Source organism: Ideonella margarita (assembly GCF_038066635.1).
Classification (GTDB): Bacteria; Pseudomonadota; Gammaproteobacteria; order Burkholderiales; family Burkholderiaceae_C; genus Ideonella; species Ideonella margarita.
In genome coordinates this window covers 93,410-114,860 of the sequence record NZ_JBBUTI010000003.1, presented here as the reverse complement: position 1 = coordinate 114,860, position 21,451 = coordinate 93,410, and the positions used below count along the sequence as shown (strand labels likewise).

Genomic DNA, 21,451 nt, shown 5'->3' with positions numbered 1-21,451 from the left:
CTGGGGGGATTCGGGAATTCTGTCAGATCGGGCTGAAAACGGGTTTATCAAGCGTGCACAAAAAAAATGGGGACGGCAGTGATGCCATCCCCAAACTCGCTCCGTAACTCTCTCTTGACACCGGGCGGCGCACCGCCCGGTGGATCACGTCATCACTTGTTGTAGGCGGTTTCGCCGTGGGAAGTGATGTCCAGACCTTCGCGTTCTTCGTCTTCCGGCACACGCAGGCCGATGACCAGATCAACCACCTTGAAGGAGATGATCGAGACGATCGCCGACCACACCACGGTGATGCCGACAGCCTTGGCTTGCACCAGCACTTGCGATGCGATGCTGTAGGCGTCCGGGGCGATCATGCCGACGGTGACCCAGTCGCCGACGGCGCTCGGGCCGCCGAGGTTCGGCGAATTGAACACGCCGGTCAGCAGGGCACCCAGGATGCCGCCGACGCCGTGCACGCCGAACACGTCCAGCGTGTCGTCAGCGCCCAGCAGCTTCTTCAGGCCGGTCACACCCCACAGGCAGGCGAAGCCAGCGAGCACACCGATGATCAGCGCGCCACCGATGCCGACGTTGCCGGCTGCCGGGGTGATGGCCACCAGGCCAGCCACTGCGCCAGACGCAGCGCCCAGCATCGAGGCCTTGCCCTTGTGCAGCGCTTCACCCACCGACCAGGCCAGCACCGCAGCGGCGGTTGCCACGAAGGTGTTCATGAAGGCCAGGGCAGCGAAGCCGTTGGCTTCCAGCGCCGAGCCGGCATTGAAGCCGAACCAGCCCACCCACAGCAGGGCGGAACCGACCATCGTCAGCGTCAGGCTGTGCGGGGCCATGGCTTCCTTGCCGTAGCCGATGCGCTTGCCGATCATGAAGGCACCCACCAGGCCAGCCACAGCGGCGTTGATGTGCACCACGGTGCCGCCTGCGAAGTCCAGTGCGCCCATCTGCCAGATGTAGCCAGCCTTGGCGTTCATCGCGTCAACCACTTCAGCGCCGGTGTAGGCGTCAGGGCCCATCCAGAACCAGACCATGTGGGCGATCGGGGCGTAGCTGAAGGTGAACCACAGCACCATGAACAGAAGCACGGCCGAGAAGCGGGCACGTTCAGCGAACGCACCGACGATCAGGGCGCAGGTGATGCCGGCGAACGTGGCCTGGAAGGCTGCGAACACGATCTCAGGGATGTAGACACCCTTGCTGAACGTGGCGGCGTTGGCGAAGGTGCCAGCGGCGTTGTCCCAGATGCCCTTCATGAACAGGCGGTCGAAACCACCGATGAAGGCATTGCCTTCGGTGAAGGCCAGGGAGTAGCCGTAGATGACCCACAGCACGACGATCATCGAGAACGTCACCATGACCTGCATCAGCACCGACAGCATGTTCTTGCTGCGGACCAGGCCGCCGTAGAACAGCGCCAGGCCAGGCACGGTCATCAGGATCACCAGCAGCGTGGAGACCATCATCCAGGCGGTGTCGCCCTTGTTGGGCACCGGTGCGGGTGCGGCCACGGCAGACGCGGCATCGGCAGCAGCCGAGGCAGCGGGCGCGACGGCAGCAGCCACTTCAGACGCGGCAGCAGCCACGGCAGGCGCCGAGGCCGCAGCCTCTTGCGCGAAGGCGGCCCCTGCAAAGCCCAGGACCGTGAGGCCCAGGGCGAGGGAAGCAATCAGCTTTCTCATGATTTGAATGTCTCTTGAGGTGTTGTGTGCGGACTCAGAGCGCGTCTTTGCCGGTCTCGCCGGTGCGGATGCGAACGACTTGTTCCAGCGGCGAAACGAAGATCTTGCCGTCGCCGATCTTGCCGGTGCGAGCCGAGGACTCGATGGCTTCAATCACGCGCTCGACCAGCGCGTCATCGACGGCTGCTTCGATCTTCACCTTCGGCAGGAAGTCCACCACGTACTCTGCACCGCGGTACAGCTCGGTGTGGCCCTTCTGGCGGCCGAAGCCCTTGACTTCGGTCACCGTGATGCCCTGAACGCCCATGGCGCTCAACGCTTCACGCACTTCATCAAGCTTGAATGGCTTGACGATGGCAGTCACCATCTTCATGGTTTGGCTCCTCTGGCGGATTTGTGAATCAGAAGTTGTACTTCAGGCCCAGCACCAGGGCGGTCTTGCCCAGGTTCTTGCCGTTCGCGGGGGATGCATAGGCCTTCACGCCACCAATGCTCTTGGTGTCGGTGGCGACCAGGGCCAGGCTCGGCACGAAGCCGCTGTAGTCCTTGCTCACGGTCAGCGACACGTCGGTGTAGCTGAAGTCACCGTTGTGGCTGACCTTCTGGTAGCCGACGTGCGGAGCGACCATCACGCCATTGCCGGCGTCGAAGGTGGCGCTCAGGTCGAGGTAGCCGCTGTTCTTGCTGTCGGCGAAACCGAACAGGTTGGTCACGCTGTGCGAGTACTTCAGGGTGTACACGTCAAAGCTCAGGGCACCGTAGATTTCGGTGGTGTTGGCGCTGACAGCCAGCTTGTTGCTGGGGTACTGGTAGGTCAGGGCGCCGACGTCCAGGGTCAGGCCGGGGCTGACTTCGCCCTTCCAGCCGCCGTACACGTCGATTTCGGCGCTGGCGTCACCACCGGCGTCCTTGATCCACTTGATCGACGAGGCCCAGGCGCCAACGTACACGCCGTTCGGCAGGCCCACGTCCACGCCAGCCGACACGGCCGGCTTCAGGCGCGACTGGGAAATGCCGCGATAACGGTAGTCGGAGGCCACGGCAGCGTTGAACGCCACGGTGGTGTCGGCCGCGAAGCTGATGGACGGTGCGGCGCAGGCCAGGGTCGCAACAGCCAGGGAGATCAGGGACTTCTTCATGGAGGGGCTCCGTTATGTGGGTTGAGTCAGAAATTGGGTCCGCTCTCTCCCTTGCAGCTTCCGTACCATGTTCCGGCTTGGTGCTTGTTCGTGCTCCCGGTGCATTCCGGGTGCGCTTGTGCCGCCAAATCGCACCGCCAATGTGCCAAGCCCGTAAATTGCACGCTTTTGGTGCATTTGTCCAGCATTCCCGACCGAGCAAGCCCGCCCCAGTCCGTCCGAAGAGGGATGGCTGGCCTGGCGCATGCCCCACAACATCGCGCCCCATGACATTGGCCGTGGTCTTCAGTCGCGCATTGGATGGTTTGACGGCACCCGAAGTGCAGGTGGAGGTGCACCTGGCCAACGGCCTGCCCAGCTTCACCCTGGTGGGCCTGGCCGACACCGAGGTGAAAGAGGCCCGCGAGCGTGTGCGCGCCGCCCTGGCCCAGAGCGGGTTCACCTTTCCCCACAACAAACGCATCACCGTGAATCTGGCGCCGGCCGACTTGCCGAAAGAGTCCGGCAGGTTTGACTTGCCCATTGCGCTGGGCATCCTGGCGGCGCAGGAGGTGATCGACATCCGCCGTCTGGCCAGCCATGAGTTCGCCGGCGAGCTTTCGCTGGCGGGTGAGCTTCGGCCGGTGCGTGGCGCCCTGGCGATCGCGCTGGCGGCGCGGCGCAGCTCGCTTGGGCGGCGGCTGGTGCTGCCCGCCGCCAGCGCCGCCGAGGCCGCGCGGGTCAGCGGACTCGACATCCGTTCAGCCAGCCACCTGACCGAGGTGGTGCAGTCGCTGCTGCTGGAAGATGCCGTCGCGCTGCCCCAGGCCCGAGCGCCTGAGCCCGGCCAGCGCCCGAGCGAGCCTGACTTGCGTGATGTGAAAGGCCAGGCCGCCGCCAAACGCGCGCTCGAAATTGCCGCCGCAGGTGCCCACAGCCTGTTGTTGTGTGGCTCACCGGGCACGGGCAAGTCGATGCTGGCGCAGCGCTTGCCGGGTTTGCTGCCGCCCATGACCGACGACGAAGCGCTGGAAGCCGCGGTGGTGCAGGGCGTGTCGGCGGGCGGTTTCAACCCGGTGGATTGGGCTCGCCGGCCAAACCGGACGCCGCACCACTCGGCCAGTGCGGTGGCGCTGGTGGGCGGTGGTTCGCCACCCCGGCCGGGTGAAATTTCACTGGCCCACGCTGGCGTGCTGTTTCTTGACGAGCTCCCTGAATTCCAGCGCGCCGCACTGGAGGCCCTTCGTGAGCCGCTGGAAAGTGGCCACATCACCATCTCTCGGGCGGCGCGGCAGGCGCGCTTCCCGGCCAGGTTCCAACTGGTGGCGGCGATGAACCCATGCCCGTGCGGCTGGCTGGGCGCGCAGGCCGCCACCGGCCGCAGCTGCCGCTGTACGCCCGACGCGGTGGCGCGCTACCAGGGGCGGCTGTCGGGCCCGCTGCTCGACCGCATCGACATGCAGCTCGATGTGCCCGCCGTGCGCCCTGCTGAACTGATGGCCCAGCCCGAGGGTGAAAGCAGCCCGGTGGTGGCCGCCCGGGTGGCCGCGGCCCGCGCGCGGCAGTGGGCCCGCCAAGGTTGCCTGAACAGCGCCTTGCCCACCGGCACATTAGATGCGCACTGTGACCTCACGCCCGAGGCCGCCGCCTTCGTGCGCAAGGCAGCCGAGCGGCTGGGCTGGTCGGGCCGCAGCCTGCACCGGGTGATGAAGCTCGCCCGCACCATCGCCGATCTGGCGGATGCCGACGAGGTGGGCCCCGCCGCGGTGGCCGAGGCGGTGCAATACCGCCGCAGCCTGCCTGAGTAATAAACTGGGCCGAGCCGGGGTGCTGCCCCGCACAAGAGACACGCCCCAGCCTTGCCGCGCCCGCTGACCATCGCCTTTCTGGCCTGCAACAAGAACCCTGATCGCTTCCGCGAGGACGCGTCGTGGCTGTACCGCTGCGACAACCTCGCCGCCGCGCTGGGTCAGGCTGGGCACTCAGTGCATCAAGGTCACTGGCGGCGATTTGGTGGCGCCGCTGTTCGGCAGCTTGTTGAGGGCGCCGTTGAGCGCGCCGTTGAGCGCGATGACCGACGGCAGCGCACCGCGCCCGACATCGTGGTGCTGCACCGCCCGCAACTCAGCCTGGGTTTGCGCGCCCGGCTGTGGTGGTGGCGGCGGCAAGGCACGCTGGTGCTGGCTGATGTCGACGATCTGGTCTTCCTGCCCGAGCTGGCGCCACAAAGCCCCGGTGTATTGAACGGCTGGGTGGGCTTGCCAGAGACCAAGCGGCGCTTTGCCGCACATGCTGCAGCGCTGGCGCTGGTCGACGGCGTGACGGTGTCCACCACCGCGCTGGCATCGGAGGTGGCCGCGCGTTGGCCGGGCAAGCCGGTGCTGGTGCTGCACAACGCGGTGCATCACAGCTGGCGGACTGAAGCATCAACGCTGCAGCCACCCGACACCGACGCAACATACCCCGGCCCGGTGATCCGCTACCTGCCCGGCACCCGCAGCCACGAGCGAGACTTCGCCGCCGTGGCGCCCGTTCTGGCCAGCCTGCTGCAGCAGCACCCCGAGGTGCAGCTCGACATCATCGGCCCGCTGACATTGCCCGAGCAATTCCCGACAGCCCAGGTGCGCCAGCGCAGCAAGCTGCCGTTTGATCAGTACAAGACCGCCGTGTGTGGTGCCACCGTGAACCTGGCGCCGCTGGAGCTCACCCGCTTCAATGCCAGCAAATCTGGTTTGAAGGTGGTGGAAGCTGCCTGGTGGGGTGTGCCCACGCTGTGTTCCCCCAATGCCGACACCCAGCGGCTGGCGCAGGCCGGCGCCGGGGCGGTTGAAGCCGCCAGCCTCGACGCCTGGCGCATCGAGCTGGAGCGCCTGTTGTTTGAGCCCGGCCACCGTGCCGCACTGGCCGGCGGCCTGCGCGAGCGGGTGCTGGCCGTGGCCGACATCCATGCCAACGCGCGCACCTGGCTGGACTGGGTGCAGGGTGTTGCTCGTCAGGGCCTGCAGACGAAGGGGCCAACATGAGCTGGCGCAGCGTCTGGGGGCGCTGGCAGGCCTGGCGGCATCGGCAAGCCGGGCACTACAACGCAAACACGCTGCGCTTGTTCTGGCGCGTGTGGCTGGACGACCGTCAACCTGCGGCGCTGGTGCGCCTGGCGCTGTTCCGGCGTGATCTGGGCCGGCCGCTGCCCCAGCGCTGGGTGGCGGGTGTGGTGGCTGCATTGCCTGATCTGCCGCCCGCCTTGCGCCACCGTGCCATTGGCCTGCTGGCTGAGGTGGCCCCGCACCGCTTGGCGGGCTTGAAACCGGCGTGGCTTCAGGCGGCGTCAGCGTTGCCCGGTGTGGCGGCTGCCTTGCCAACGTCTTCGTTGCTGTGTGGTGCCTCGCCGGTGCAATCGTCACCGGCTGCGTTCGCGGCGTGGCTGGCCAGCCAGGCCAATGTGATGGTGGTGGGTAACGCCGCCAGCCTGCGCGGCAGCGGCCTCGGCGCAGCCATCGACGCACACGCTGCCGTGGTGCGCTTCAACCATTGGCAGCAGGCCGATGCGCCGGCGTCAGACATCGGTGCACGTTGTGATGTGTGGGTCGTGTCGCCCGGCCACCAGGGGCCGGTGCCCGCCGGCCTTCGATGGGCGATCGTGTCGGGGCCGGACGTGGCGTTTCAGGTACGCCGCTGGCCCTTGCTTGATGAGTTGCAGGCGGCCGGCGTGCCGGTGCTGACCGTGCCGCTGCCGGTCTGGCGCGGATTGGTGGCTGAGCTCAGCGCACCACCCAGTGCCGGCGTACTGGCCTTGGCCTGGATGCAGGCGTTGCGGCCAACGGGCTGGCAGGGCATGTCTGTGGCTGGCGTCGGGGTCGGCGGCGAGCGGGGTGCAGCGGCTGCTCACCACATCGTGCGCTCGGGAGAACGCCGCGTGGGCCAGCGCCATGACTGGCCGGCAGAGGCGGCGCTGCTTGTGGCGTGGCAGGCACAAGGATTGCTGCGATTACAGTGAATTTGTAAACGTGGTGGTGGTGTCCTAGGGGTAGAAATCCACCGTTCTGGGGACGCAAATCTGTAACACCTACGCTACATTTTCAGCGAGCGGCTTCAGCCCTTCTTGCCTGCAGCCGAAAATGAGAAAGCTGCCGACCCGCCCACCTTTGGCGGGTTTTTTCTTCCAAATATGCCACTTTTGCCGATTTTTGCTGTTGAGGGCGTCGATCGATGATCGAGGTCCCCAAGCGCGCGTTTGACGCCCGGGTGATGCTGCAAGGCATCCGCCTGGTGCGTCTGCTCGGGCGCGCGGTGGGCAAAAGTGAATCGCTGCAAGAGTTCGAGCTGACGCTCACCCGGCGGCTGGGCCTGTTCGACCGCGACTTCTATCTGTCGCGCGTTGATGCGTCCGAGCTGGGCGGCCTGTCACCGCTGCGCCACTACATCCGGCACGGCAATGCCGCCGGCCTGGCGCCGTGCCCGATGTTCAACGTCGCGCACTACGACAAGCAGTGCCCCGGCCCGCTGGGCGTGAACCGCCTGCTGCATTACGGCCTGGTTGGCCGGTTCAAGGGCGTGTCGCCCTCGCCCTGGTTCGACGCCGAGTACTACCTGCGCAGCAACCCCGACGTGGCCAACAGTGGCCTCGACCCCCTGCGCCACTTCCAGAAGTGGGGCTGGCGCGAGAGCCGCAGCCCGTTGCCCGGCCTCGACATGCGCCGGCTGCTGGCCGCGCAGCCCGAGATGCGGGTGGTCAAGGGCAATGCCCTGGCCGTGTTTGCCACCGACTGGATGCACGGCTACATGCAGGCCGACCACCACGGCCAGCGCACGCCGCGCCCGGGCTCTGGCCAGGTCGTGCCGCTGGTGCCTCAGCCCGACCTGGGCCACATGCTGGACCCGGCGCTGTGGGCCGACGTGCAGCCGCGCCGCTGGACCAGCGCACCGGTGGTGGATGTGCTCATCCCCGTCTACAGCGGCCTTGATGAAACCCTGCGCTGCCTGCACAGCGTGCTCACCGCGCCGGTGGCCACCCCGCACCAGGTGGTGGTCTACAACGACGCCGGCCCGGTGCCCGAGCTCAATGCCATGCTGCGCACCCTGGCGGCGCGCGGCCTGTTCGAGCTGGAGTTGAACCGCAACAACCAGGGCTTCGTGCGCACCGTGAACCGCGGCCTGCGCCTGCACCGTGAGCGCGATGTTGTCATCCTCAACAGCGACACCGAGGTCTACAACGACTGGCTGGACCGCTTGCTGGCCCACGCCGCGCGGCATCCGCGCATGGCCACCATCACGCCGCTGTCGAACAACGCCACCATCTGCAGTTACCCCGAAACCCTGAGCGACAACCGCCAGTCGCTGGAGCTTGGGCACCGCGAGATCGACGAGTTGGCGGCCCGCGTCAACCGCCAGCAGTGGGTGGATGTGCCCACCGGCGTCGGCTTCTGCATGTTCATGCGCCGCGCCGCGCTGCGTGAAGTGGGCCTGCTGGATGAAAAGAACTTCGGCCGTGGCTACGGGGAAGAAAACGACTTCTGCCAGCGCGCACTGAAGAGCGGCTGGCGCAACGCGCTGGCCACTGACGTGTACGTGCGCCATGTGGGCTCGGTCAGCTTCAAGGGCGAAGCGGCTGAACGCACGACGCGCGCGCTGCGTACCCTGGAAAAGCTGCACCCGGGCTACGACGCGCAAATCCAGCGCTACATCCAGAACGACCTTGCCCACCCCCACCGCGTGCGCATCGACCTGGCCCGCCTGGCGGCCCAGCGCAAGCGGCGCAACGTGCTGCTGGTGTCGCACAACCGCGGCGGCGGCACCGAGCGCCACCTGCTGGAGCAAACCACCGCCCTCGAAGCCCAGGGCTTCGGTGTCTTCGAGCTGCGCCCCATCCGCGATTCGCGCATGGTCAGCCTGAACCACCCGGGCATGTTCGGGCTGAGCAATGTGGGCTCGCTGCACCTGGAGGCCGGCGGCTTGCTGGAAGAAGCGCTGCGCGAGCTGGGCATCGACGAAATCCATGTCCACCACCTGATCGACTTCCCGACTGCCAGCGCCACCGTGGTGTCGCAGCTGGCCGAGAAGATCGGCGCCGACCTGCGGGTGGCGGTGCATGACTACTACATGGCCTGCCCGCGGGTGAACATGGTCACGCCGGCTGGCCGGCACTGCGGCCAGCCTGATGAAGCCGATTGCAACCAGTGCCTGCTGCAGGACGGTCTGCTCGAAAGCACCGGCCCGATCGGCGCCTGGCGACGGGCGCACGGCCGCATGTTGTCGGTGGCCAAAACCGTGGTGGTGCCGTCCGTTGACGTGCTGCGCCGCATGACGCCGCTGGCTCCGGAAATCACCTTCACCGTGGAGCCCCACGAAGAAGAGCCGCCGCCACGGGTGTCCGGCTCGCTGCTGGTGCCGGTGAATGAGCCGGTGCGCGTGCTGGTGGTGGGCGCCATCAGCCAGATCAAGGGCTACGACGTGCTGCTGGGCATGGCCCGCGCGGTGGTGGCTGAAGGCCTGCCGATGCGGCTGACGCTGCTCGGCTACTCGCAAGACGATGGCCAGCTGGCCGCAGCCGGCGTGCAGCTGATGGGCCGCTATTTCGATCACGAAATGGCCGAGCGCATCGACGAAGCCGACCCCGACATCATCCTCGTGCCGTCCATCTGGCCTGAAACCTATTGCTACGTGCTCTCAGGCGCGTTGCGAAGCGGTCGCCGCGTGGCGGTGTTTGACCTCGGCGCCCAGGCCGACCGTGTGCGCGCCCATGACCGTCACCACCTGGTGCTGCCGCTGGCGCTGGCTGAAGACCCGCTGGCGCTGGCCCGGCTGCTGGACCGCAGCTCACGCGCGCCCGACATCAGCCAGCCTGCGCTCCCCCAACAACAACAGCTCGACAGCCGCTGGTTGGGCGCTTGAGCGTCACCGCGCTGCGCTACAGTGACGCGATGACCTTGACCCTGTCTGTGCGCAGCGCCCTGACGTGAAGCGCCGTTCCTCGTGGCAAATCCAGAAAGCGGTTGTTTTCGCGTTGTTGATGCGCGAGATCAAGACACGCTTTGGCGGCAACCTGGCCGGTGTGGTGTGGGTGCTGGGCGCACCGCTGCTGCAGCTGGCCGTGCTGGTCTGGATCAACACCATGCTGCGCGGCCGACTGACCCGCGGCAGCTTCGAATTCCCGCTCTTCCTGCTCATCGGCATGGTGCCGTACCAGCTCTTCAAGGGCCTGTGGGTGCAGGTGATGAACTCGGTGTCGGCCAACCGCGGCCTGTTCGGCTTCAAGCAGGTCAAGCCGATCGACACCATGGTGGCCCGCACGGTGCTGGAAACCTGCATCGACAGCCTCGTGCTGGTGGTGGCCATGGCTGTGCTGGGTCGCATCGGTTATGCGCCGGTGGTGCCGCTCGATGCCTTTGCCGTCATGGCCTGCATCCTGTTGCTGGTGCTGCTGGGCATGGGGCTGGGTGTGCTCTCCGCCGTGATTGTTGAAGTGCTGCCGCGCTGGCAGTTGTTCGTGCAATTGCTGGCCATGCCGCTCTACCTGCTCTCGGGCATCATTTTTTCGCTGCATGGCTTTCCGCAGGAAATGGTGTCGCTGCTGCTCTGGAACCCGGTGCTGCACCTGGTGGAGCTGTGCCGTGCGGCCTGGCTGCCTGGGTATTCGCTGCTGCCAGGCGTGAACTGGACGCTGCCGCTGGCCTGGATCATCGTGGTCTGGACGCTGGCGCTGAACCTGTATTGGCTGCGTCGCCGCAAGCTGGTGATGTCGTGAGTGGTGCCGCATGATTGAGCTCATCAACCTCACCAAGTCGTTCACGACCACCAAGGGCCGGCACTATGTGTTCCGTGACCTGAACTTCGTGTTCCCCGAGGGCGTCAGCATCGGCTTGATGGGGCGCAACGGCGCAGGCAAATCAACCCTGTTGCAACTCATCGGCGGCATGGACACGCCCGACTACGGGCAGGTCAAGACCGACAAGCGCATCTCCTGGACCGTGGGCCTGGGCAGCGGTTTCCAGGGCTCGCTGAGCGCGCGTGACAACGTGCGCTTCGTGGCCCGCGTGCACAGCAGCAGCCCCGAGGAAATGCGTGAGCGCATCGCCTTCGTTGAAGAGTTCGCCGAGATCGGCAAGTTCTTCGACCTGCCCATGAAGACCTACTCGTCGGGCATGCGCAGCCGCGTCACGTTCGGCCTGAGCATGGCCTTTGACTTTGATTACTACCTGATCGACGAGGCCATGGCCACCGGCGACCCGCTGTTCCGCAAGAAGGCGCAAGCCGTGTTTGCCGACCGCGTGAAAGACGCCAACCTGATTCTGGTGTCGCACAACCAGAACGACATCCGCGAGTACTGCCAGATGGTGGTGGTGGTGGAAGACGGTCAGGCCACCTTGTTTGAAGACGTTGAAACCGGCCTCGAGGCCTACCGGAACATGCAGCGGCAACACCAGGCCGTTCCCCAACGATGAAACTCAAAACATTCACCAGCGGCAAGGCCCTGTTCGTGCTGCTCTTTGCAGCGCCGGTGCTGGCAGCCGCCGTGTACTACGGCGCCGTGGCGGCTGACCGCTACGTCAGCCAATCGGTGGTCAGCGTGCGCGACACCAGCAGCAGCGGCAACGTCAGCAGCGCCGCCGGTGCGGTGGCGGCCTTGCTGGGCGGCGGTGGCGGCGCGGCGCCGTCCATCAGCGACACGGTGTACCTGCAGAACTACATCCACTCGATGGACATGATGCGTCGCCTGGACGCGCGCTTGAACCTGCGCAAGCACTTCGAGCAGCCCTGGTACGACCCGTTCTACCGCCTGTGGCCCGGTGCCAGCCAGGAGTGGATGCTGCGCTACTTCCGCAGCCGCGTGGAAGTGACCCGCGACGACTACACCGGCCTGCTCACCATCGACGTGCAGGGCTTCGAGCCCGAGTTCACCCGCCAGCTGGCCCAGGCCGTGCTGGAAGAGGGCGAGCGCTTCATCAACGACTACACCCACCGCATTGCCCGCGAACGCCTGACCTTCGCTGAAACCGAGGCCAAGCTGGCGCTCGGTCGCTCACAGGAGGTGAAGGCGCAGATCGTCGCCTTCCAGGCCCGCAACAAGCTGCTGGACCCGATGTCGCAGGCGCAGGCCAACAACCAGCTCACCGGCACGCTGCAGGCTGCGCTGGCCAAGCAGGAAGCTGATCTGAAGTCGGCGCTGGATTTCCTGGCGGAAGACACCTACCAGGTGAAGGCGCTGCGCAGCCAGCTGGCTGCCACCCGAACGCAGCTGGAAGCCGAACGTCTGCGCGTGACGGTGTCGAACAACGGTGAGCAACTCACCGCGCTGGCCGTGCAGTACCAGGGCCTGCTGGCCCAGGCCACCTTCCACGACGAGGCCTACCGCGCTGCGCTGATCGGCATTGAAGCCGCCCGCGCCGACACCCTGCGCAAGGTGCGCACGTTGGTGGTGGTGGATCCTCCGGTCAAGGCCGAATCGGCCGTGTACCCCGCCCGCCTCTATGACTTCCTGACGGTGCTTGCGCTGTGCGGAATGCTCTTTTCGATCGTCCGACTCGTGATCGCCACGATCCGCGAACATCAGGATTGATGACCATGACCCTGTTCAAACCCTCCTTCGCGCACGCGCTGCTGCTGGCCCTGGCCCTGAGCCCGGTCGCCCACGCGCAAACCACCGCCACCGGCATGCCCGCCGTGCCGGCCCTGCAACTGCCGGCCGGCATGACGTCGTCGCCCATGCCCGCGATGCCGCTGACCAGCGCGCAGGTGGCCGCCCCCGTCACGCCACCGCTGCTGAACCTGCCGCTGCCGCCTGATCCGTCGCTCAGCGGCAAGCCCGTGGTGTTCGGCTCGCAGATCTTCTCGGGCCGCTTTGGTGCGCAGGCCTTCACCGGCTTCAACCCGGAATACCTCGTCACCACCGGCGACCGTGTGCTGCTGCGCACCTGGGGCGCCGTCACCTGGGAAGCCTTCCAGACGGTCGATCCGCAGGGCAATGTGTTCATCCCGAACGTCGGCCCGGTGTCGGTGCTGGGGGTGCGCAACATCGAGCTGAACAAGCACGTCGAAGACCAGGTCAAGCGCGTGTTCAAGGCCAATGTGGGCGTGTATGCCTCGCTCGATTCGGCCCAGCCCGTGAAGGTGTATGTGACCGGCTTCGTGCGGGCGCCCGGCCTGTATTCGGGCGTGTCGTCAGATGCCGTACTGGGCTTCCTCGACAAGGCCGGCGGCATTGACCCCGACCGCGGCAGCTACCTCGACGTGCTGGTGCAGCGCGGCGGCAAGGTGCGCGCCTCGTTCAACCTCTACGACTTCCTGCTGAAGGGCAAGCTCGACAAGCTGCAGTTCCAGGACGGCGACACCGTGGTGGTGCAACCGCGCCGCTACTCGGTGACGGTGGTGGGTGAAACGCAGAACCCGTACGTCTTTGAAACCACCCGACCCACCGTCTCGGCCAACGAGCTGCTGATGCTGGCGGTGCCGAAGCCGTCGGCCACCCACCTCAGCATCATGCGCAACACCGGCGTGGAGCTGAAGAGCGAATACCACCCGCTGGCCAGCGCCGGCAACCTGATGCTGCAAAGCGGCGACGTGGTGACGGTGACCGCCGACAAGTACGCCACCACGCTGCTGGTGCGCGTGGACGGCGCCCAGCGCGGTGAGCGCTCGTTGGTGCTGCCGAACGGCGCGCGCCTGAAGGACGTGATCGCCAAGCTGAACCCGTCGCCCACGGCCAACATGGCCAACCTGCAGCTCTTCCGCCGCTCGGTGCAGGTGCGCCAGAAGCAGACGCTGGACATCGCCCTGCGCAACCTCGAAACCGCCGCGCTCACCGCGCGCTCGGCGACCAACGAAGAAGCCCAACTGCGCAAGGTGGAGGCCGACCTGATGCTGGCCTTCGTGGCCCGCGCCCGTGAGGTGCAGCCGCTGGGCCAGGTGGTGCTGACGGGCGGTCAGGCCGGTGAAATCCTGGTTGAAGACGGCGACGTGCTGAACATCCCGGAGAGCAAGAACCTGGTGCTGGTGAGCGGCGAAGTGCTGTTCCCGAACGCGCTGGTCTACAACTCCAACGCCACGCTGGAAGACTATGTCAGCCTGGCTGGCGGCTATACCCAGAAGGCCGACACCTCGAAGCAACTGGTGATGCGCGGCGACGGCAGCGTGGCGCCCCCGGGCTCGGTGCCTGGCCCCGGCGACGAAATCATGATCCTGCCGAAGATCGACTCGAAGAACGTCGAGATCACGCGCGGCATCACGCAGATCATTTACCAGATCGCAGTTGCCGCGAAGGTGGCCCTGGGCCTCTGACCCGGCGCGGCCAGGGGCCGCAATTCAACGTTTAAAAACGAGCCTCCGGTGAAGAACCGGGGGCTTTTTTTTGTTCTGTTCCGGCTCTCAAGTTGCCGGAAATGTGGTCGACAGCGCCCGCTTTGGCGGCCACTTGAATGAGATGAAACCGGGCAAATGACCGCAGTTGTCGGTCAACCCCGAAGCCAGTTCTTCCGAAACCACGGACAGACGCCGCGCATGTCGTGCGGTGTGCCTGCTGCCGAGGTTTCGCATGTCCGCACCTGTTGTTTCACCCATCGATCTGCCCTTACGGCTTGCAGATCACCCTGGCCTGGCCGGTGGCTTCGTGCGCACGTCGGGCGCGGTGCTGGTCAGCCTGGCGCTGGCTTCTTGTGGTGGCGGTGGCGGAGGCGGTGACAGCGGCGGTGTGGTGGTCACACCGGAAACGCCCCAGTCGAACAACAACAGCGGTGGCAGCGGCGGTTCTACTGCGGTGGTGATCGACGCCATCGTGCCCACCGCCGAGTCCTTCCGCTTCCAGGTGAACAGCGCCCTCAGCACCGACGACGGCCTGCAGGCCGCAGCCGGTGGCGCGGTGTTTGCCACCTGGAACCCCACGGGCAGCGAGCGCCTGTACGCGGCCGGCATGAAGATCAACTTCTTCGGCCAGGGGCGCGGCTGCAACACGCCCGCGAACGACGGGCCGGTGTCCAATGGTGACGACGCCGCCTTGAGTGACGTGGGCACGCGCACCGGCATTGATACCTCCGCCAGCGGTTTGCGGCGCTGGTCGCCGTCGGGTGCGTTCTCGGCCTGCGCAGCTGATTCACAAGGGCTGAGCGGCCCGAACATGGTGGTGCTCAACCCGAGCACGGCCACGGGCGGCGGTGTGGGCCTGTACACCGGTACGGGCGTGTCAACGGGCAATGCCAGCCTGCTTCAGCCCTATACCAGTGCCGGCCAGAACGGCAACGGCACCAATGCCAACATCAACGGCACCTTTGTGCAGTTCCGGCAAGACTGGCGCTCGGCGCCGCGTCGGCCGTGGGTGGGCAGCCCCATTCCCACGGTGGCCGATGCGCGCGTGGTGGCCAGCCAGACAGTCAGGGCCATCAATGTGGGCACCGAGGTGATCTCGGGCTCGCCCGTGCAGGCCAAGCAGCAGATCACGGTGAACTTCGTCAACGCCAGTTGCGTGGACGGCGGCGTCACGTCGGCGCGGCCCTGCCAGCTGCATTACCTGTTCAACACGGCCATCCAGCGCGCCGGCATCGACGACTGGTCGTCGGTGGCCTGGTTCCAGAACGGCAAGGTGTGGTTTGACGCGGCCCAGGGCGGCATCCCGGTCATCGAGGGGCCGGCCAAGGCGGCAGGCACCACCATCACCGACGATTCCACCGGCCTCGGCTTGTTCGTTTCGCGTGGCAACACGGCGCAGTTCCAGGCCTTCAGCAACCTGGACTTTGACCTGCGCATCAGCTTTGATCAGCTGCTGAACGCACTGCGCATCGTGGTGGCACGCCAGAACGGCACCACGCCCTCAGCGGTGTCTGATTCGCAGATGGCCAGCACCTGGGGCAGCCGCTGGAATGACCGCACGGCCTGGGCCTTGATGTCCGTGGCGCAGGCGCAGGAGGTGTACAACCCCGTCGCCGGGCGGCAGGCCTCGATCGGCGGCAGCTTCAGCCAGCTTTACGTCGGCCCGCAGAACTGATCGGTCAGGGCTCGGGCATCGGGGGCGGCGCACCGGTGCCGCCCAGGCTGTGGTCGGCGGCCAGCTGCATCAGCAGCCGGTCGTTCAGGGCGTCGGCCTGCTTCTGGTAAGCCAGATTGGTGCTCACCAGGCGCAGCTGCGGCACACCCAGCTGGCGGCCCAGGCGGCGCACCACCTTTTCGGGCTCTTCCACCAGCTTGTCGTAGGGCACCTTCACGGCGTCCAGCTGCATCACGTTGAACAGCAGCGTGAGCAGCGCATTCTGGTGGCAGATGCTGTTGGCGATCGCCATCAGCTCGATGCTGTTGTACTTCACGGCGTCTTCGCCGGCCTGGGCGGTTTGCGTGCTTGTCCAGCGCTTGGTTTTGCTGGCGATGAACAGCGACACCGCCTGCGCCATCACCTCGCGGCGGAACGAGTGGATCAACTTCAGGCGCGGTCCCAGCAATTCCAGGATGCCCTGGTTGTACAAGCCCAGCAGCTGGCCTGCGCTGGCCTTCAGGCCGAACACACCATGCGCACCCTTCTGGGTCCTGATCAGCCAGGTCAGGTATTGATCAAAGCTGGTGAAGCCATGCTTCAGCGCGTTGTTGATCACCGCTTCCTCGTTCAGCACTTCACCGGCCTGCAACAGCCGGCCGTCTGAGGCCAGGCATTGGGCCAGGTGGTTCGATCCGCAACGGTTGGTGAAGCAGATCACGTAGAACGAGGTCAGGCTGCTCAGCTCGGCGGCCAGGGCCTTGCGGTCTTCTGCCAGCTGAGCACGGGAGCAGAGGTCGAAGTGCTCGCCGATCTTCTTGAAGTGCGGATCGGGCCACACGTCTTTGATAAAGATGGGGGCGGTCATCGAAAGCCTGCTTTCTTCCAGATCTTCTGCCAAAGCGACCGCTTTGGCCGGGGGGGTAGTTGGGCCAACGCGGCGGCGGCGTCGAGCTTGTCTGGCTGCCAGGGCTGCAAGCCGCGTGCCCGCAGGGCGCTCACGGCGGCGGCAAACGCCAGGGGCTCGTCCACCGTCAGGCCCTTGAGTTGCCAGGGGGCGTAATCCCACCAGCAGGAGGCTTGCAGCGCTTCAATCGTGGCGTCGTCAAAGCGCATGCGCTTGATGGTGGCCGGTGAGCCCGCCACCACCGCATACGGGGGCACGTCTTTCGTCACCACCGACATGGCCGCCACCACCGCGCCATTGCCAATGTGCACGCCCGGCAGCACAAAGGCGCCGTGGCCTATCCACACGTCGTGGCCGATGTGGGTGAGCGTGGCCACCGCGGGCGGCGTGCTGCGCCGGAAATCGGTAACCGGCGACAGCGCCACGCCGGGCGGCAAGGGCTGGTTGAGAATGCCCTCGATGCGCTCGTAGAAGAACGGCGAGGTGCTGGCCCAGGCCATCGGGTGGGGGTGCCGACCAATCTGCACCTCTTCACCGAACGAGCAATAACGCCCGATGCGACAGCCGTAGTAGTAACCGCTCACACCGTAGCTGAACGCGCCCAGGTGCAGCGAGTGCTGCACTTCCATCCACTTCAGGCTGCAGGGCGGCTCGAAGATGGATTCGTCGGGGAGCCGGGTGCCCGGCTTCAGGTTCATCGTGACGCCGCCGGCCGCCAGGCGGCTGATGGCGTCGCTGCTCAGCGCAAGCGGCATCCGGCCAGAACTCAGCTTTCGGTCTTCTGGGCCTTGGCGGCCTTGCGGGCAGCCTGCTTGTCAGCCTTGCCAGCCTGGCGCTCGGCCTTCTTGGCTGCGCGCTCGGGGGAGGCGGCCTTGGCAGCCTTCTTCTCTGCGTTCTTGGCTGCCGGGGCGCCTTCGGCGGCCTCTGCCTCGTCCTTCGGCTTGCTCAGGCGCAGATGCACCTTGCGGCGGCCTTCGCCGTCGTCTTCGCCGGCGGCCTTGGTGACCAGCACGAAGCTGCCCAGCGGCGGCAGCTTCACCGTCTTCTCGGTGGTGTCGGTCAGCTCCTGGTGCAGGGCCTTCAGCGTGGCGCGAACCAGTGCCGTGACCTTGTTGGCCGGGATGTCAGCGTGTTCAGCGGCCACTTTCGCGGCCAGTTCCTTCATACCCATGTAACCACCTTTGTGCAGTGAGTGCTGTTGCACTGCACATTGTGCAGTCAAAGACCGTGGCCGGGCGTGGGTATTGGTCCCTTCAACAAGGTAGGGGGATGCCGAGTCAGACACGTAACGGTTGCTCGGTAGTAACCCGTAACGAACCTTCACCCGCGTAAAATCTTTGGTTACATCCGCAGATTGTCCGATAGTCAATTTCTGCCATGCCGCACACAATCAGTGCGGTTTGTCGGCATCTGGCCGGCCATCAGCCCAGGGAACAACATGAAGAGTTACAAGATGAGCGCCAGCCGCTCGGCGGCCATGGCGCTCAGCGTCGTTGCGTCAGTGGTTTTGATTGGTTGTGGCGGCAGCAAAGACAAGGCTGCCACCCAGGCCGCGGCCCGTGTGAACAGCGGTGAAATCACCGTGCACCAGATCAACCAGGCACTGCAGCAGCAGCGCGGCCTGGCCCCTGAACAAACCGACGCCGTCAGCCGCCAGCTGCTGGAACGCCTGATCGACCAGGAACTGGCCGTGCAGAAGGCCGAAGAGCTGAAGCTCGACCGCCAGCCGCAGGTGGTGGCCGCCATTGAAGCCGCCAAGCGCGACATCATTGCCCGCGCCTATGGCGACAAGGTCGCTGAATCAGTGGCCAAGCCCACGCCTGACGAAGTGCAGAAGTACTTCAACGACACGCCTGCGCTGTTCAGCAACCGCCGCATCTACAACCTGCAAGAGTTCAATGTGCAGGTGCCTGAAGCCCGCATGGCAGAGGCCCAGTCCCGCCTGCAAGCCACCAAGAGCACGCATGACGTGCAAGAGGTGCTGAAGGCGCTGCAGCTGCAATCCAGCAACAACGCTGCCACCCAGCCCGCCGAAGCGCTGCCGCTGTCGCTGGTGGCCAAGCTGGGCACGCTGGCCGACGGCCAAAGCCTGGTGCTGCCGCTGCCCGGTGGCTTGAAGGTGGTGAACATCGCCAGCAGCAAGTCAGAGCCAGTGACGCTGGAGCAGGCCCGCCCGGCCATCGAGTTGTTCCTGTCCAACGACCGCAAGCGCACCACCGTGGCCGCTGACATCAAAGCGTTGCGCACGGCTGCCAAAGTTGAATACCTCGGCAAGTTTGCAGAGAAGGCGGCCGATGCGGCTTCCGGCGCAAATCTTGCTCAACCTGCCCCTGCACCCACTGCCGCCACCCCGGCTGCACCAAGTGCCAACCCGGCTTCTGGTGGCCTCGACGACGCCACCCTCAAGAAAGGCCTTGGAATCAAGTGATGCTGCATACCCGTTCTCTGCGACTGGCGGTGTTCGCCACCGCCGCCCTGCTGGCCACCTGGCTGTCTTCCAGCCCCGCGAATGCCCAACAATCTGCCGCCAACGTGCCGGCCGAAGTGGCTGAATACAAGCTCGGCCCGGGCGATGTGATCCGCATCGCCGTTTACCAAAACCTCGACCTGAGCCTGGAAACCCGCCTGTCTGACGGCGGCGTCATTTCTTACCCCCTGCTGGGCGGCCTGCGTGTGGGCGGCCTGAGCGTGGGCGAGGCTGAAAAGCTCATCGCCAGCGGCTTGGTGAAGGGTGATTTCGTCAAGAACCCGCAAGTGACGGTGGTGCTGATGCAAGCCCGCGGCAGCCAGGTGAGCGTGCTGGGCCAGGTGGGCCGCCCCGGCCGCTATGCGCTGGAGCAAGCAGGCACCCGTCTGAGCGATGTGCTGGCCCTGGCCGGCGGCGTGCTGACCAACGTGGGTGGCGACACCATCACCGTGGTGGGCACCCGCAACCAGCAGCCGTTCCGCAAGCAGGTTGACCTGCCCACCGTGTTCACCGGCGCCCAGCGCAGCGAAGACCTGGTGCTGCAAGGCAACGACGTGGTCTACGTTGAGCGCGCACCGCTGGTCTACATCTACGGTGAAGTGCAACGCCCAGGCCAGCTGCGCCTGGAGCGCGGCATGACGCTGCTGCAAGGCCTGGCCGCCGGTGGTGGCCTGACGCAACGCGGCACTGAAAAGGGCATTCGCGTGCACCGCCGCAGCGGCGAGGGCAAGCCTGAAGTGCTGCAACCCGCCATGGACGAAACCCTGCGTGACGGCGACGTGATCTACGTTCGCGAGAGCCTGTTCTGATTGCCTGAACCCAGATGACCTTTACTCAATTCCTGTCCATCCTGCGTGCGCGCTGGAAGTTGTCGGCGCTGGTGTTTGCGCTGACTGTGTTGACTGCCGTGGTGGTGAGCCTCGTGCTGCCGAAGAAGTACACGGCGACGGCGAGTGTGGTGGTGGATGCCAAGCCGGATCCGATCACCGGGATGATGTTGGCCGGCGTGGCCAACATGGCAATGATGGCTACGCAGGTAGACATCATCACCAGTGACCGCGTGGCGCGCCGCGTGATTCGCAACCTGAAGCTTGACCAGAATCCGCAGGTGCGTGAGCAGTGGCAGGAAGCCACCGATGGCGAGGGCAACATCGAGGACTGGCTTGGCGGTGTCTTCCAGAAGCAACTGGACGTGAAACCCAGCCGCGAATCGAACGTCATCAACATTGGCTACCAGGCACCTGACCCGCAGTTTGCTGCCGGTGTGGCCAACGCCTTTGTGCAGGCCTACATCGACACCGCGATCGAACTGCGCGTTGATCCAGCGCGTCGTTACAGCGGCTTCTTCGACGACCGTTCGAAGGAAGCGCGTGAAGCGGTGGAAGCTGCTCAAGCCCGATTGAGCGAGTACCAACAAACCAGCGGCATCATCGGCAATGACGAGCGCCTGGACGTTGAAACCCAGCGCCTGAACGAACTGAACAGCCAATTGGTGATGCTGCAATCACTGGCAGCTGAATCGAACAGCCGTAGTGCGCAGTCTGTTGGCAGCGGCGACCGCATGAGCGAAGCGCTGAACAACCCGGTGGTGAGCAGCATCAAGCTTGAGTTGAGCCGCGCTGAAGCCAACCTGCAAGAGCTGAACACTCGCTTGGGTGCCAACCACCCGCAAGTGGTACAAGCCCGCGCCAATATCACCGAGCTGCGCAGCCGCCTGGAAGTTGAAACGAAGCGCGCAGTGGGCAGCACCACCGTGAACGCCAACGTGAACGCTGCCCGTGTGGCTGATGTGCGCGCTCAGCTTGAAGCGCAGCGAGCCAAGGTGTTGAAGCTCAAGGGTGGCCGCGACGAAATGAGCGTGCTGCAACGCGATGTGGACAACGCCCAGAAGACGTACGACGCGCTGGTTGGCCGCATGAACCAGAGCAACCTTGAAAGCCAGACGCAGCAAAGCAATGTGAACGTGCTGAGCGCGGCCAGCCCGCCGCTGCTGCCGTCCAGCCCCAAGGTGCTGTTGAACACCATCGTGGCCATCTTCCTGGGTGGTTTGCTGGCGCTGGGTACGGCGCTGGTGCGCGAGATGATGGACCGCCGTGTGCGCGGCCCGCAAGATCTGGTTGAAGCCCTGGGCCTGCCCATGCTGGGCGTGATGCCCAAGCCGGCAGTGAAGAGCGGTCCGCCTTCACTGATGGCGCAGCGCGTTATCTCGGGCCGCCTGCCGGCCCCCGACAAGAAACAAGGCTGAAAGCCCGACCCATGGCACAAGAATTCAATTCGCCTGATGCACAGGCCTCTACCTTCGGCAACCTGCCCACGCATGACGACGTGCGCAGCATT

At 65.7% G+C, this 21,451-nt stretch carries 18 protein-coding genes; 12 read left to right on the top strand and 6 right to left on the bottom strand.

The window, feature by feature from the left end; all coding sequences use genetic code 11:
• Positions 1-152 precede the first annotated feature (152 nt).
• The 3 genes from AACH00_RS04980 to AACH00_RS04970 are packed head-to-tail and all read right to left on the bottom strand — an operon-like array spanning position 153 to position 2,815.
• Entirely contained in the window at positions 153-1,676 is a 1,524-nt protein-coding gene (locus tag AACH00_RS04980) for an ammonium transporter (protein ID WP_341397981.1), read from the bottom strand.
• A gap of 34 nt (positions 1,677-1,710) precedes the next feature.
• The gene (locus AACH00_RS04975) at positions 1,711-2,049 is read right to left on the bottom strand and encodes a P-II family nitrogen regulator (RefSeq protein WP_341397980.1); all 339 of its coding nucleotides are present in this window, start codon (positions 2,047-2,049) and stop codon (positions 1,711-1,713) included.
• A gap of 28 nt (positions 2,050-2,077) precedes the next feature.
• Positions 2,078-2,815 (bottom strand): TorF family putative porin, encoded by a 738-nt coding sequence (locus AACH00_RS04970; protein WP_341397979.1) that lies wholly within the window; start codon positions 2,813-2,815, stop codon positions 2,078-2,080.
• A 266-nt stretch (positions 2,816-3,081) separates the two neighbouring features.
• Here AACH00_RS04970 and AACH00_RS04965 point away from each other — a divergent pair, with 266 nt between their 5' ends.
• The 9 genes from AACH00_RS04965 (at position 3,082) to AACH00_RS04925 (ending at position 15,761) form a co-directional block, all read left to right on the top strand.
• Complete coding sequence (locus AACH00_RS04965; protein ID WP_341397978.1) at positions 3,082-4,602, top strand: YifB family Mg chelatase-like AAA ATPase; 1,521 nt, start codon at positions 3,082-3,084, stop codon at positions 4,600-4,602.
• A 51-nt stretch (positions 4,603-4,653) separates the two neighbouring features.
• Complete coding sequence (locus AACH00_RS04960) at positions 4,654-5,817, top strand: glycosyltransferase family protein (protein WP_341397977.1); 1,164 nt, start codon at positions 4,654-4,656, stop codon at positions 5,815-5,817.
• Positions 5,814-6,788 (top strand): glycosyltransferase family 29 protein, encoded by a 975-nt coding sequence (locus AACH00_RS04955; RefSeq protein WP_341397976.1) that lies wholly within the window; start codon positions 5,814-5,816, stop codon positions 6,786-6,788. The genes AACH00_RS04960 and AACH00_RS04955 overlap by 4 nt, the downstream gene beginning before the upstream one ends.
• Positions 6,789-7,000: 212 nt before the next feature.
• The gene (locus AACH00_RS04950; RefSeq protein WP_341397974.1) at positions 7,001-9,682 is read left to right on the top strand and encodes a glycosyltransferase; all 2,682 of its coding nucleotides are present in this window, start codon (positions 7,001-7,003) and stop codon (positions 9,680-9,682) included.
• Positions 9,683-9,746: 64 nt separating this feature from the next.
• Positions 9,747-10,535 carry an ABC transporter permease gene (locus tag AACH00_RS04945; RefSeq protein WP_341397973.1) on the top strand — a complete coding sequence of 263 codons (789 nt, stop codon included), beginning with the start codon at positions 9,747-9,749 and terminating at the stop codon, positions 10,533-10,535.
• A 10-nt stretch (positions 10,536-10,545) separates the two neighbouring features.
• Entirely contained in the window at positions 10,546-11,232 is a 687-nt protein-coding gene (locus tag AACH00_RS04940) for an ABC transporter ATP-binding protein (protein ID WP_341397972.1), read from the top strand.
• Positions 11,229-12,347: a KpsE/RkpR family capsule polysaccharide export protein gene (locus AACH00_RS04935; RefSeq protein WP_341397971.1), complete on the top strand. Its 1,119-nt coding sequence runs from the start codon at positions 11,229-11,231 to the stop codon at positions 12,345-12,347. The genes AACH00_RS04940 and AACH00_RS04935 overlap by 4 nt, the downstream gene beginning before the upstream one ends.
• Before the next feature lie 5 nt (positions 12,348-12,352).
• On the top strand, positions 12,353-14,065 hold the full coding sequence (locus AACH00_RS04930; RefSeq protein ID WP_341397970.1) for a polysaccharide biosynthesis/export family protein: 1,713 nt from the start codon (positions 12,353-12,355) through the stop codon (positions 14,063-14,065).
• A 253-nt stretch (positions 14,066-14,318) separates the two neighbouring features.
• Complete coding sequence (locus AACH00_RS04925) at positions 14,319-15,761, top strand: hypothetical protein (RefSeq protein WP_341397969.1); 1,443 nt, start codon at positions 14,319-14,321, stop codon at positions 15,759-15,761.
• Positions 15,762-15,765: 4 nt separating this feature from the next.
• Here the strand turns inward: AACH00_RS04925 and AACH00_RS04920 are convergent, their stop codons facing one another.
• From AACH00_RS04920 to AACH00_RS04910, 3 genes are read right to left on the bottom strand one after another with little or no spacing between them, the layout of a single operon-like run.
• Positions 15,766-16,608 carry a Stf0 family sulfotransferase gene (locus tag AACH00_RS04920; RefSeq protein WP_341397968.1) on the bottom strand — a complete coding sequence of 281 codons (843 nt, stop codon included), beginning with the start codon at positions 16,606-16,608 and terminating at the stop codon, positions 15,766-15,768.
• Complete coding sequence (locus AACH00_RS04915) at positions 16,605-17,402, bottom strand: CatB-related O-acetyltransferase (protein WP_341397967.1); 798 nt, start codon at positions 17,400-17,402, stop codon at positions 16,605-16,607. Before AACH00_RS04915 ends, AACH00_RS04920 begins: the two co-directional genes overlap by 4 nt.
• Before the next feature lie 11 nt (positions 17,403-17,413).
• The gene (locus AACH00_RS04910) at positions 17,414-17,818 is read right to left on the bottom strand and encodes a hypothetical protein (RefSeq protein ID WP_341397966.1); all 405 of its coding nucleotides are present in this window, start codon (positions 17,816-17,818) and stop codon (positions 17,414-17,416) included.
• A gap of 267 nt (positions 17,819-18,085) precedes the next feature.
• Here AACH00_RS04910 and AACH00_RS04905 point away from each other — a divergent pair, with 267 nt between their 5' ends.
• Genes AACH00_RS04905 through epsF form a run of 3 tightly spaced genes read left to right on the top strand, consistent with a single transcriptional unit; the run spans position 18,086 to position 21,359 of the window.
• A complete protein-coding gene (locus AACH00_RS04905; RefSeq protein ID WP_341397965.1) occupies positions 18,086-19,075 on the top strand; it encodes an EpsD family peptidyl-prolyl cis-trans isomerase in 990 nt (329 codons plus the stop codon).
• Positions 19,075-19,923 carry a polysaccharide export protein EpsE gene (gene epsE, locus AACH00_RS04900; protein WP_341397964.1) on the top strand — a complete coding sequence of 283 codons (849 nt, stop codon included), beginning with the start codon at positions 19,075-19,077 and terminating at the stop codon, positions 19,921-19,923. Before AACH00_RS04905 ends, epsE begins: the two co-directional genes overlap by 1 nt.
• Before the next feature lie 14 nt (positions 19,924-19,937).
• The gene (gene epsF / locus AACH00_RS04895) at positions 19,938-21,359 is read left to right on the top strand and encodes a chain length determinant protein EpsF (RefSeq protein WP_341397963.1); all 1,422 of its coding nucleotides are present in this window, start codon (positions 19,938-19,940) and stop codon (positions 21,357-21,359) included.
• Positions 21,360-21,451 lie beyond the last annotated feature (92 nt).

Bases quoted from the DNA above. Each gene is read 5' to 3' on its own strand.
- AACH00_RS04980 (WP_341397981.1), bottom strand. From the start codon at position 1,676: ATGAGAAAGCTGATTGCTTCCCTCGCCCTGGGCCTCACGGTCCTGGGC.
- AACH00_RS04975 (WP_341397980.1), bottom strand. From the start codon at position 2,049: ATGAAGATGGTGACTGCCATCGTCAAGCCATTCAAGCTTGATGAAGTG.
- AACH00_RS04970 (WP_341397979.1), bottom strand. From the start codon at position 2,815: ATGAAGAAGTCCCTGATCTCCCTGGCTGTTGCGACCCTGGCCTGCGCC.
- AACH00_RS04965 (WP_341397978.1), top strand. From the start codon at position 3,082: ATGACATTGGCCGTGGTCTTCAGTCGCGCATTGGATGGTTTGACGGCA.
- AACH00_RS04955 (WP_341397976.1), top strand. From the start codon at position 5,814: ATGAGCTGGCGCAGCGTCTGGGGGCGCTGGCAGGCCTGGCGGCATCGG.
- AACH00_RS04950 (WP_341397974.1), top strand. From the start codon at position 7,001: ATGATCGAGGTCCCCAAGCGCGCGTTTGACGCCCGGGTGATGCTGCAA.
- AACH00_RS04940 (WP_341397972.1), top strand. From the start codon at position 10,546: ATGATTGAGCTCATCAACCTCACCAAGTCGTTCACGACCACCAAGGGC.
- AACH00_RS04935 (WP_341397971.1), top strand. From the start codon at position 11,229: ATGAAACTCAAAACATTCACCAGCGGCAAGGCCCTGTTCGTGCTGCTC.
- AACH00_RS04930 (WP_341397970.1), top strand. From the start codon at position 12,353: ATGACCCTGTTCAAACCCTCCTTCGCGCACGCGCTGCTGCTGGCCCTG.
- AACH00_RS04925 (WP_341397969.1), top strand. From the start codon at position 14,319: ATGTCCGCACCTGTTGTTTCACCCATCGATCTGCCCTTACGGCTTGCA.
- AACH00_RS04920 (WP_341397968.1), bottom strand. From the start codon at position 16,608: ATGACCGCCCCCATCTTTATCAAAGACGTGTGGCCCGATCCGCACTTC.
- AACH00_RS04915 (WP_341397967.1), bottom strand. From the start codon at position 17,402: ATGCCGCTTGCGCTGAGCAGCGACGCCATCAGCCGCCTGGCGGCCGGC.
- AACH00_RS04910 (WP_341397966.1), bottom strand. From the start codon at position 17,818: ATGGGTATGAAGGAACTGGCCGCGAAAGTGGCCGCTGAACACGCTGAC.
- AACH00_RS04905 (WP_341397965.1), top strand. From the start codon at position 18,086: ATGAAGAGTTACAAGATGAGCGCCAGCCGCTCGGCGGCCATGGCGCTC.
- epsE (WP_341397964.1), top strand. From the start codon at position 19,075: ATGCTGCATACCCGTTCTCTGCGACTGGCGGTGTTCGCCACCGCCGCC.
- epsF (WP_341397963.1), top strand. From the start codon at position 19,938: ATGACCTTTACTCAATTCCTGTCCATCCTGCGTGCGCGCTGGAAGTTG.